Below are 12656 nucleotides of genomic sequence, written 5' to 3' on the forward strand. Positions count from 1 at the left end.
AAGTCCATTTTTTGAGGATATCATTCAATGCGGCCGACAGACTCGCTTCATGAGTTGCCTTCGACACCGCCTAAACAAGCAACATGGCTGTCTTCTGGGCTCGAATCGCTGATTGATGAGTGCCCGTGGTTGGGGGATTCAGACTTACAGCGAGATAAAGAGTATGATTTTGACGTTGTCATAGTCGGAAGCGGTTATGGCGGTGCAGTTGCCGCCGCAGAGCTCAGCGCTTGCACCGACGAGAACGGCCGACCGCTACGTCTGTGCGTTCTTGAGCGCGGTCGAGAGTATTTATCTGGAGCATTCCCGTCTCGCCAGGCAGATCTAGCCGGCCATGTCCGGTTCATGACCCCCGATGCAACACGTCAAATCGGAGCGCATGATGGCCTTTATGATGTCCGCTCGAGTGACGACGCCGTTACGGTTGTTGCCTCAGGACTTGGTGGCGGCTCCCTTATTAATGCTGGCGTAATGGAGATGCCAAGATGTGAGGTGTTCCGCGAAGGACGTTGGCCTCACGCGATTCGTGTCGACGAGACGCTTTTCGAGCGAGCAGCGATATTGCGCAGGTTTCTAGGAGCACGTCCCCTTCCCGCGACGCACGTCAGACAAATCAAAAAAACGGCTCAACTCAGCAAGCTTGCGAAGGCAACATTGACGCCGATAACAGTTGCGTCGTCCCGGGCTCCGAACAGCGCAGGAGTATTGCTCAATGAGTGCGCCCTGTGCGGGGATTGTGCAACCGGTTGCAACCACGGTGCCAAAGATTCGTTAGATTTGAACTTACTCGCCTTAGCTAAGCAAAGCGGCGCACGGTTCGTGACAGGTGCGACCGTCCTTCGCGTCGTGCCGTGTACCGACGCCGGATGGGTCGTCCATGTCAATCACACCGATAACCATCTTCGTGACCGGCAACCAACGGCTTTCCAACTCCGTACAAAGCGCGTGATCCTGTCGGCGGGCACTCTTGGATCGACCGAAATATTGATGCGCTCACAAGGTGCGCTCCGGTTCTCGGCTCAGTTGGGCCGCAAGTTTTCGGCGAACGGAGATATGCTCGTCACGGCGTATGATTTGAATGAAGCGGTCAATGCGGTAGCCGACGAAACTGAGCCTCCAGTAGCTGCGGACCAGAAGCGGGGCGGCGCTCGCGCCATCGGACCGACGATCACGGCGATGATTGACCTACGAACGGGGAAGGCCGAAACCGACGTTGTTATTCAAGATTTGGCAGTCCCCGGCGCCCTGCGACGCCTATTCGAGGAAGCTATCACATCCTTTGATGTCCTTAATCAGCTAGGCCAAAAGGGGTGGAGACGGGCCGAGCATGATTGTTCAAAGCATGATGATGCAGCCGTCAACCGCGATGCAGTGAAGAAGTCGCTCGTGCTCGCGATGATCGGCCGTGATGACGCGGAAGGCGAGCTCACGCTTGGCAAGAAAGCCATCTGCGACGATGCCGACGGACTGCTCACGGTTCGCTGGCCGGGACTTCGAATGGACCGCCGTTTCGATGAACATCATCGGCGGCTCAGAGAAATGATGACGAAATCAAACGTCGGCGGGCGAGTGGTTAACAATCTGCTCTGGCGACCATTCGCCGAGGAACTCGAGCGTCTTTTCGGGAGGCAGCGAGGGCCGCTCATTACCGTACATCCGCTCGGTGGTTGCGCGATGGGCAACGACGTCCGCCAAGGAGTCACTGATCATTGCGGACGCGTCTACGACGCCAGCGGCCCGGATGCGACTTCTGTACATCGAGGCTTAGTCGTTTTGGATGGCTCAATTATCCCTACATCTTTGGGCATCAATCCCGCACTCACAATATCGGTCCTATCTCTTCGTGCTATTACTCAGCTTAAGACGGAGTGGCGCCTCACTGGTGGTCGCCTAAGAACTACGTCTCCGTGGAAAAGTCGTCTAGAAGAGAGGCCGGTGTATGCGTCCCCCTCTTGCATTACCAACCCTAAACCGACGCTCATCGAGCTCACGGAGCAGGTCCGGGGCTGCTTGAAGCTTCGGGCGCAAGATGGACGTCGTAAGGTCTGTCAAGTCCAACTAACGCTCACGAGCAAGCCAGCGGCAATTTCTGATCTGATCGCAGATCGGCCAGAGACGCTACGTGGCTTTCGGATTGATTCCGGCAAGGCAAGACTCCAAATACTCAAGCCGGGCACGGATTATGACCCGGTGTCTGACCAAGCCGACCCTGACAATATCGCTCTAGAGGCAGAGGTCTCAGGAGAGCTTCGTCTATTTTCGACTCAACGCTCAATTCCCTATCTTTCTGCCGCGCGAGCCCTGCATGCATGGCTCATGAATCGTGGACTGCGCGACGCGATTCAGTGGGGCGTGCAGCGCATTCAAGAGCATCTCCATTTGCGACCAGAGCTAGACCGACCTAGGCCTATGCCGTCATTGCATAGCCGCGCTAGAGACTTCGTCACCGGATTGCTATCTTTGTGCTCACGCGCGGGAGTCGTACGTCTTATTGAGTATGATTTGACCATTGGTAGAATAATTCGATCCTCTGAGTTTGACGTTTCTGCGTTAAGCGGAAAGCGAATTCGCGCAGTAAAGCGGCTGACCTACACTCGAGCATCCAGTCCTTTCACGCAGTTGCTGGAGATGTCGGTCGAGACTTTTCCCGAGTTATGCAAGCCGATATTTGGCAAGTTGCCTACTTTGCGATTGAATAAGCGATACCTTGCGCGCCAACAGATTCCCTTGTTGCGTGTGGTGGATCAGCAAGACGGCGTGGCATCGCTGATCGATTTGCTGTCCTTCGTGCTTTATGTATTTCGCGTCTCGATGCAAAGCCATGCCTTGAGCTTTCGCCGACCGGACCCTCCGCCGGAGCGGCTCCCTGAACGCCTACCCGGACGACTGCCCGACCTGCCTCCACCCGACGTGGATTGGCTAACGGTAGATGGCCTAGCTTCGCCGCCCGCGCGCATACGGTTGACCCGCTACAATGGCTCGACGGAACGCACGGCAAACGTTGAGATCGCACGACCGGTTCTGCTCCTCCATGGATATAGCGCCAGCGGTACGACCTTTGCTCACCCAGAAGTGCCGGGAAACTTAGTTAAGACCCTGTACGATGCAGGTCGTGATGCATGGGTGCTAGACATGCGCTGTAGCGCTGGGCTTCCGTCTGCCACGGACGATTGGCCATTTGAGGTCATGGCGGATCACGACATCCCTATAGCAATTGAACACATCGCTGCTGCACAGGGCGGCCAGGCTGCGGATTCCGTCAAAGTCGACGTCGTCGCTCACTGCATGGGAGCAGCCATGTTCAGCATGGCTGTGCTCGGTGATGGGCCGCGACAAAAGCGCTTACACCAAAGGATCGGTCGGGTGGTTTTCTCGCAGGTCGGACCGGTAATGATACTGAGCCGAACTAACGTGCTTGCGGCGTATATCATGCGGTACGCTCGACGCCTCGTATCATCAGATACCTACGCTTTTAGTCCTCAGGAAGCAGGTTCACTTAGCGGGCAGCTTCTTGATCGGGCATTGGCTGCAATGTCCCTGCCTCGCCACGAATTCAAACGTGAAAATCCATTCTGGCTGCCACGCGCCACTCCGTGGGCTGGGACCCGCCACCGAATGGATGCTCTTTACGGTCGAACCTTTTCGCTAAAAAACATTCCAAAAGGCGTACTTGCAAAACTAGATGATTTTTTCGGTCCGATCAGCCTTGAGACCGTATCTCAAGTGATTCATTTTGCGACTTACAATGCGGTCACTGACCGCCGTGGGGTCAATCACTACGTGATGCCTGACCGTGTCTCCGAGCGCTTCGATTTCCCTTTGATGTCGATTCATGGAGAGGAAAACGGTTTAGTCGATGTAGCGACGCTCAGCATCATGCGCAACCTTCTTACTGAGGCTGGCGTGCCCTATCTCAATGAAGCGTTCAGAATCGATTCAGCGTCCGACGCGAAAGCCGCCAGAGAAGGGCTACTTGATTCTTTTGGGACCCTCGTTCACTTCATCACGTCGTGGCTTTCGAAATGCTTTGGACTGGCGTTAAGTCACGCTGCGGATCGAGCCGGAGACGCTTGCCAGACCACCACGTCGCAAACAGCGAGGCAAATTGAGCGCTTGATTGACCAAAGCAGCCAATGCCTGGCGTTGGGACACCCTTCATATTTGACGTGGCGAATAAGCGAACACGGCCACCAAGACTGCCTCATTGGGAAGCATGCGCAGACCATATCACAGGTAATAGCGAAGTATCTGGCGGCCCCGGATCGAGCGCCTGCTCGTGACCCAAAAACTCCAGAGCCGGCGAGGCGCGGCATCCCGGCTTCCTATCGAGCGTTTGCGCCGGCGTTTGGCGTTAGAGCGCAGATTCTTGAGAAGGCTGGCACGATCCGGATACAGGCATGCGACGGCGCCGGCCGTGGGTCTCCTCTCAAGGCACTGGTTCTCCCGGTACAGCAAGCTGGTGAGCGGTTCGTGATCCTACAACGCGATGGAAAAATTGGGATACCAAACGACGACGCAAGTCTCCTTCAGGCAGGCGCCTGCATCCTCGACCCGATCACGAAACGAAAGCAAGAGATCGGATTACCACGCTTTTTTGAAGTGCCGAAAGCAGATTGGCCCAGCCATGCGCGCGAGGTTCTGATTCTACTGCTCTATGACCAGGCAGAAGGCATAGGAGGCAGCGCTCGTGGGCCGGGTCTGATGAAGCAGCACACCGCAAACTACTCAGGTTTTCCTATTGCTCAAGCGGCAGCGGAAGCTCTCGTCTGTGACACCATCGACGACTTGCGTGGCGGCCTGCTCCGTGGAGCGATCACGGACGAATCGCCTCAAGGGAACGTAACCTTTGCTGTCGCAAGCTGTCTTTATCCAAGCGACATCCTAAACCACATGCCGGCCGCCGAACAAATCCCGCGAGGTCCAGCTGACGCGTCGTTGCTGGCGCTAAGCGATATGCTTGGAAAGTCGGATTCTCCCAGCCTGCTGTTGCTAGCCGGGGATCAGATTTATGTCGATGCGACAGCGGGACTGTTCGATCCAAAAGTACTCGATGAACGGTTTCGCATACCGCACGAGCGTCGAGGCGAAAGCCGTGGCGCGAAAGCTGTGATGCAGCGACTGGATCTTGAAGTACAAATGATGCTCGACGATCACGAGATTAAGGACAACTGGGCTCCGAACGATCCGGACATCGAAGCAACTCGCACCGGTAGGACTGCACTTCAACGCGGACGGTCAGCCTACTTCTTATACGAACGGGGCACCCCAAAGCCCCAAAACCATATCTGGCACAAACTGCATCATCGAGGGCTGCCCTTCTTTCTCGCCGATGCACGAACAGAGCGCGACGCACGAACTGCGGCTGAGTGGCGACAACAACGAATCATGGGGCCGAGGCAATTCGGAAAACTATGTAGTTGGATGATTGCTCCGAAGCACGAGGACCTACCTAAGTTTGTCATGACAGCGTCCGCGTTGCTGCCACGACGTTTGATCATGAAGCAACCTCTCAATGCTTTGCGATCCGACGCTTGGGACGGATATCCCCGGTCTCTTTATTCCCTACTCAGATTCATCTGTGATTACGAGGTTGAGGGTTTGGTGTTTCTGTCAGGCGACGAACATATCAGCAGCCTCGTCGTGGCAAGCGTCACCTGTCTCGACACAGGGAAGAAGTGCGTTTTTCACTCCATTCACAGCTCTAGCCTGTTTGCGCCTTACACCTTTGCCAACGGTGTTCCCGACGATTTTATCGCGGACGACTGCTTTGAGTTTTCGTCTCAATCATCGAATGGGAGAATGCAGCGATATCGATGCGAGGCAAAAGTGCAGTTCTTTCCGGGCGATGGCTTTGCCGTTCTTACGGCGACCCAGCACGGCACCGCCAATTGGACTCTCCGCACCAGATTTTACGACGCGGCCGGCCTAAAGCCCGACGGTGATATTACTCTTTTTCCGTTTAGCCCGCCAGCGAGCTAACTCAAGAGTAGTGGCAATTTATCTTTACCACGCAATGCGCATATCCCATCTTATGGTAGAACTCGGCCAGCGCCCTGCGGCCGAAGAGACGCCTCGCCGTGCCAGCAAGCCGATCCCCGGTTCGTGGCGGCCGCAACCGCAAAGTACCCAGCCATTGAAGTCAAATCGACCGGAAGCACAGAGTCGCTGGCAATGTATAAGGGTTTCGTCCGTCCAGCTGAACGGCCTTCAAAGCCGCTTCGACGGTCTGGAACGCATCTCTACTCAAACTCTGATGGACATCTTGGAGGTCCCGCAGCGCGATCGCACCGCCGGCGCATACCGACACCTCGCGACCTTGATGGTTGAACTCGGCTGGACCGCAGTTCGTGTGCGCGACTTCGCACGTGGCGGATATAAAGAACAAGTTCGTGGTTACGTGCGCCCGCAAGGTGAGAAGAACGCAAGGTGACGGCATATCCAATCCTCTGCGCCGCGATTTTGGATCGAACACAAACCGAGATGTCGAACTACCAGGTACCCACGTGTCGATCGCGGGGTGGCAACCCGATCTGGACCCGAACGATGGCGTCGGCAATGCTCGTCGCCGAACATTGCAATCCGCCTCGGCTGACAGCCGTAGCGGCATGCGTGGCTCGCCATCCATGAAGCGGCGCACGCCGTTTGCGCGCGTCTGCTGGATCATGAAGTCGGCGGCGTGACTGCGCACCCTGACCCGGTGCGCGGTTCCGAGGGACTGTGCTGGGGGCTGGACCACGCGGAGGCGTTCGCGGAGTGCCGCGGCGATGCTCCCGCTGTTCGGGACTTGCTCAGCACGATTATGCCGCAAGCGGGTGAGGATCGCCGCCCCGTGGCTGACGATTTCGGCAGCGTGTACAGCCAGTTCATCGAGTTTATGGCCGGTCGGGCGGCGGCGCGCATGCTGCTCGACGGCGAACCGGCTGCGCCTGTTAACGACTTGTATCAGGCGCGTGAACTCGCCAGGCTGATTTGCACCAGTGACGAGGCGATTGATGCATTCATCGGGCACTGTGATGTGGCTGCGCGCGATTTACTTATGGCATATGGCGATGCCGTGATGGCGCTGTCTGTCGTTTTGCGCAGGACGTTGGATGGTGCTGAAACTGATCAGATCATCCGGGAAATGGAGGCGCGGAAGGCGTTGGCGGTTGAGTATCCGCGTCGGGCTGAATGGCGCAAGAGCGAGTTGGCCGCGAGCTGGTTTCGCGATGAGTGTAATCACCTCAACGCCGCTCCGCCGTCACATCTTGCTCAAGATCGGATGGTTTGATCCGTGACATGTTTGATCGGGTGGCGCGGCGGATGTACCTGCGCTTCATGATCTCGGGGGCCCCGGCGTGTAAGCGTCGGGGCCTTTGCTATGAAACTGGCTCGTCAAGGAAATGCGCGCGCGATAAGCCCATTTTCGATCACTAGCCATTGATCCAAATCAAGGGAAGTGAAGTCAAATGGTCGCGACGGGTTGTCCGAGGTGCGACAGTCTTATCCTTGCTTGCGTTATCCGCGAGGCATACTTTTCGTGGTTGCAATTAGTTCTCTGCACAATCAACGGAGAGGGCAAATGGCAATTTCTCATGTACTTATTGGATTGTCGTCGATTGCTGTCCTTCTGACGGCTGCCGGTGCTCAGGCTCAGAGTATGCCACCGGAAGGACCGGTCTCTGTCACGTTTAGCGCAACACCAATCCCGCCACCCAAGCCAATGCCCATCGGCGGCAGTAAAGAGTTTGACTTGCTGCACCAGGCGATGGCAGCAACGAACGACGCGGGAAATCCGGTGCTCAATAACATGGGTGGACGCTGCCAGTTTAGCCGGCTCAGAGATACGTCGGCCAAGACTGTCGAGGTCCACGGGTTCTGCACTTACGTCGACAAGGACGGCGATCAAACATTTGAACAATGCGATTTCTTGCCGGGACAACCCAACAAATGCAAGATCATCGGCGGGACCGGGAAATTCGAAGGTCTTCAAGCCGAACTCATCATCACCATCGAACCCCTCAAGAGTAACTTCGAAGGAATTAGTCAGGTCATTGGTCACAAGAAGGGCACGTATAAGCTCGCAAAGACCAACTGATAGGTTCAGGACGGACGCCGAACTTTGAAAGCCTGGATATCGATGGGACTGTCGTCGTCCTGCGCATTTTGATCGGATAGCGCGACAGATGTACTCCGCCGGATGATCTCGAAAGGCCCCGACGATCTTCATCGTTGGGGCCTTTGTCTTGAACAAGCTTGATGCAACGCCGCCGTTGGTCGATGCCGGGCTTAGCCTCTCGGCCGCTTCCCTTGCTTCGCCGCCGAGTGCTTCTTACGCCTGTTCGCTAGTCGCCGCCTACCCCTATCCCAGGCGTTGACTGCCTCTTCAATCGCATCCATCCGGATTAGGACCATCTCAATGAAATCGCCCTGCGGCTCCACATAGTGTGCGCGTCGATATATCTCGTTCCTCAAGCTCTTGGGCATTGTACCTCGGTCCTTTGAGTGCCCGCTAGCGTCAAGGCACAAACTGGGCAGGAACACCCGCGCGGCCATCACGCTTTAGAGTAACACAGGTAGCAAAAAGGCGGCATGGCCGTTGAAGACGAATGATAAGTTGTCCGAATAGAAACCTGAGCGGCGACGACTGGCCGAGCCTAACATGCTGTCGGATGCGGTGGGCGACAGCGTCGAATCTAGAAACCTTCACCGTCGCTAATTATACTACCTTCGCGGAAGCAGTATAACTTCGCAATGTTCTGCAAACCCTTTGAGCGAGGAATATTAGCCGTCCGGTAACGCGCCGCGTGTCAGTCGAACTGCAAGGATTGGGCTTTCACCGGAGCTGACTGACGGTTTATGATGCGGCGAAACAGTTCAACGCCGTTAGACTGGAGGCGGCCATGCTCTACTGCCTCGTCTCGTGATCGCTTCCTTCAATGGACCAATTAGGGCGGCGCAGTATTTGCGCATGTCGTCGGATGTCCAAAAGTACTCAACCGAAAATCAACAGGACGCGATCGCGGAGTACGCAAAGGAACACGAATACACCGTCGTTGCGACTTACATTGATGTCGGCAAGAGCGGCCTCTCATTGAGAGGCAGGGACGCGCTTAAGCAACTTCTCAGCGATGTGCTCTCGGTGGAACGAACCTTCGATGTCGTTTTGGTTCTCGACGTTAGCCGTTGGGGGCGGTTCCAAAACCCTGACCAAGCTGCACACTATGAGTTCCTATGTCGTCAAGCTGGCGTGCGCGTCATTTACTGCGCGGAGCCGTTCGGAGATGACATCGCGCCCATCACGACCATCATCAAGCATCTCAAGCGAGTGATGGCAGGCGAGTATAGCCGGGAACTTTCTGCAAAGCTGTACCGTGCGCATCTTCAGCAAGCGCTGCTGGGCTTTCGTCAAGGCGGAAAGCTGATTTATGGCTTCCGACGGCTTTTGGTCGATCCCACACGCAATCCCAGGCAAGTCTTGAACAGCGGGGAATATAAAGCACTCAGCTCTGACAAGGTCCTCGTTATTCCTGGTCCGCCGGAAGAACTTGCGGTGATTAAGCGCATCTTCAGACTATATGTTCGTGATAAGCTTTCTATATCGCAGATCGCCAGGCGCTTAGCGAGCAGTGGCATAGTGGGCTATGGTGCCAAGCCTTTGCAGGTAGCGACAATCAAACATCTGCTTCGCAACGAGCTCTGTATCGGCCAACTCACGTACAATGTAACGACGAAGAAGATGCAAGGTCGGACGATACGGAACCCGGATCAATTGTGGACACGGTTCCCCGCATTCGCGCCCATCGTGCCAGTTTCTCAATTCCGAAGAGCTCAGGAACGTCTTACGCAATCTGCAAACCGACGGTGGGACAAAAAGACCATAGCTCATTCTTTGCGTGGCCTACTTGCGCAGGAGGGCCGCCTTTCGCAGAAGCTGATTGACGAGGCCAAAGGCAGGCCATCGGCAGAAACCGTAGCAAATCACTTCGGATCGCTTCCCGCGGCTTATGCCGAGATTGGCTATAGCCCGCCAGTCAAAGCACCGTTCGGCATGAACGGGAAGCATTGGAGCAGAAAGGCCATCCTGACCGGATTGCAAAGGCTTCACGCCTCTAAGGGACGCATCACCAATCGATCAATCGACAGCTTTCCCGGCCTGCCTTCGTATGCGTATATCCGGCGTCACTTCGGTTCCGTGGCTGATGCAATGAGGCAAGCGGGCTTGCCTGTGCTCTCTCATAGCCAAATTCAAAGCTACACGTGGAAGTGCCGAAAGGTGGCACGTTCCGATGAATACTTCTTTGGTGTCCGATGGACGGATGCAAACCTCCTTCAAACGCTGCGTCGGCTCTACAAGCGACACGGATACATCTCCCAACATTTGCTTGATTGGACTGAAGGCATTCCAAGCGCCTACTACTTCGCCAAACGCTTTGGTTCACTCGACAATGCTCGAATTATGGCGCACATACCTCTCCTTACTCGTTCAGAGATGATGCTTGCCGCGCTTAAGCGGAAGCGAGAAGGCAAAACCATCGAGCGACCGAGCCGTCAATCAAGGGGGCGCCCTGCGCTGCGATATCGTTCCGACGACATTTTGCTTGGGTTAAGGCGATTGGCAACACGCGAAGGTGTAGTCTCTGCCCGCCTGATCGATGCAGATGCAAGATTGCCGTCTTGGGGTACGGTAGCTAGGCACTTTGGTTCGTTATCCGCAGCATACAAATTGGTCGGTCTCGTTCGATTGAGAAGGAAGCCTGCGCGTTTTGGATTGCTGCCTAAGAGAACAACTCGCTGAAACACCCCGACATCAATGATACGGTGAGCGCAAGCGAGGGAGACCATTCCTTGAGAATGTTATGAGTGCGATCACGACCAAGGCTGTCGCCGCTCTGCTCCAGGATGGCATCTGGGGTCCTCAAGTCGTGATCAAACTTCATCCCGCTGTATGAGCCGCCGTGTCCGAGCGAGCTATCGAGTGATTTGTTCCATGCTTCCGTCGGCAAAGAGCAATTTTCTTGGAATGAACTTGATCTTCAAATTCTCAAAAGAGGCGCTCCGAAGACGTTGATGAGCGTCCATGAACTGGTTGTACTTCAACCTTCCGTTCCAAACCAAGGTAGTTCCGGCTGCTACCGGCTCATTGATCGCTAGAAGCGATGAGTAAATTTCGTTGTCCAACAGATCGGTAAATGTGAGCGTTCCATCAAACGCTCTAATGTTCCTTTGGCCGATGTTCTCAATCACCAACGAAAATGTAATGTCGTCCTCAAAATCCCTGTTTGTGGGATCCGAATTCTTGAACCCTTTACGGGTCAAAGATACTCGAAACGGTGATTGAATTTGCGAAGAGACCGATGTGCTATTCGACGCGACAGGGGCGGTCCCAGCGATCCTGTTTGAAGCTGCCCCCGGACTGGAGGGAGGCGACTTTTTGTCAAGCGTGTTTCCAAATGCGCTCTTTGGAAGCACCAGCCGGTTCAAGCGCCAGCTGCCGTCCCAATGAAATAAAATGACAAACGGCTCCTCATTCGGCTTTTCGTTTCTTAGCTGGACCTTGAAAGTGAAAGGGCCACCATCGAAGAATGCATGCTGAACGCGGGAGAGATCGAACCCCTCTCCGTTTCCGTCTCCTGTGGTGGCGCCGCCAGCCCTGGCTCGTGTTTTCTGGCCGACGAGGTTCGCCATCCCTTGCGGAGTTATGTAACCGTCGATCATCTGATTTATGATGGCAGGCGCGAGAGCCGCGACCAGCCCTGAAGCAGAAGGCGACGATCCTGTGCGGGATACGTTCTGCAAGACCATCGCGTTTAGATCGGCTCGCAGGCCTTGGCGAAGATGCTCCCAATCAACTCGACTCTCGATCGCACTTGCGTTGCCGTCTTTCAACGCAACCGCCAGGTTGTAAGCGACGTGACAAGGCCAAGCGATCCAGCACAGAGCGAACGAAAGTAGTGAGAGAAAGATAGCTGTGTTTCTCTTGAAATGTGCAAATACAATGAGAGCTACAACGGCGCAAAAGATGGTTGGGATTAGCCAGTCCAAATTACCCTCCCTCGAATGAATGTTCGATTGGAAAGCAGTACCCTCATATCGCTAAACGTCGTGCACGGAATGGGGGTATCTAGGGATCACAGCGGCGGCTTCCGTGTGCGTAATGACGCGTTGAAAATTTGAAATACGTTGATCGGGCAACGCGTCCTCCCCGCAAAAGAGAATAGTCGTCCAATCGTGATGGGGGTTGATCGTTGCTCGCGTTTGAAACGTCTTTGCAAAACATGCTGCGCGCAAAGGATATGCTTCGGGCTGTCCGTATCCGAACGCCTCGAATGCATGTTTGAATTCAACGTGAACGGCCAGGACGCGGCCTGAGGGAGATCGGAGGAAGAATATGGCGTCCGACTCCAGACCTCTGCTGCCCTCAATTCGGCAAGTGCAGCGAGAGTCTTTGCCGCACCAATAGTTCGCCCAGAATGGCTGTTTCGTCGGCCCCCGTTGCCAACGTACCTTGCGTTGCTCTCCAAGAAGAGGTTGCGATCCGAGATATTCGACCTCGGCTGGCGTGCCTTTGACTAGCCAATCTCTAACCTTCTCTGACGAGAAGACGCCGTTTGCAATCGCGTCCAAATAGGGCTGCGCCTTTGAGGAATAGGTCGGCAAAATCTTCGTCCTAAATA

Annotated in this window: 6 protein-coding genes; 5 read left to right on the forward strand and 1 reads right to left on the reverse strand. The window is 55.3% G+C overall.

Going from position 1 to position 12656, the window contains the following annotated elements:
- Positions 1-27: 27 nt before the first annotated feature.
- From CI41S_RS24720 to CI41S_RS24740, 5 genes are all read left to right on the forward strand, one after another.
- A complete protein-coding gene (locus CI41S_RS24720) occupies positions 28-5979 on the forward strand; it encodes an alkaline phosphatase D family protein (RefSeq protein ID WP_139861942.1) in 5952 nt (1983 codons plus the stop codon).
- Positions 5980-6031: 52 nt separating this feature from the next.
- Positions 6032-6430 (forward strand): hypothetical protein, encoded by a 399-nt coding sequence (locus CI41S_RS24725; protein ID WP_172628176.1) that lies wholly within the window; start codon positions 6032-6034, stop codon positions 6428-6430.
- Between the two features lie 399 nt (positions 6431-6829).
- A complete protein-coding gene (locus tag CI41S_RS24730; protein WP_172628177.1) occupies positions 6830-7270 on the forward strand; it encodes a hypothetical protein in 441 nt (146 codons plus the stop codon).
- 291 nt (positions 7271-7561) lie between these two features.
- Positions 7562-8077 (forward strand): hypothetical protein, encoded by a 516-nt coding sequence (locus CI41S_RS24735; RefSeq protein WP_139861944.1) that lies wholly within the window; start codon positions 7562-7564, stop codon positions 8075-8077.
- An 825-nt stretch (positions 8078-8902) separates the two neighbouring features.
- Positions 8903-10777, forward strand: coding sequence for a recombinase family protein (locus CI41S_RS24740; protein ID WP_283813132.1), 1875 nt, complete (start codon positions 8903-8905; stop codon positions 10775-10777).
- A 173-nt stretch (positions 10778-10950) separates the two neighbouring features.
- On the opposite strand, the gene CI41S_RS24745 is transcribed toward CI41S_RS24740, so the two are convergent.
- Complete coding sequence (locus CI41S_RS24745) at positions 10951-12024, reverse strand: DUF2939 domain-containing protein (protein ID WP_172628178.1); 1074 nt, start codon at positions 12022-12024, stop codon at positions 10951-10953.
- Between the last annotated feature and the right edge of the window lie 632 nt (positions 12025-12656).

The sequence above is a fragment of the Bradyrhizobium ivorense genome, from assembly GCF_900696085.1.
GTDB lineage: Bacteria > Pseudomonadota > Alphaproteobacteria > Rhizobiales > Xanthobacteraceae > Bradyrhizobium > Bradyrhizobium ivorense.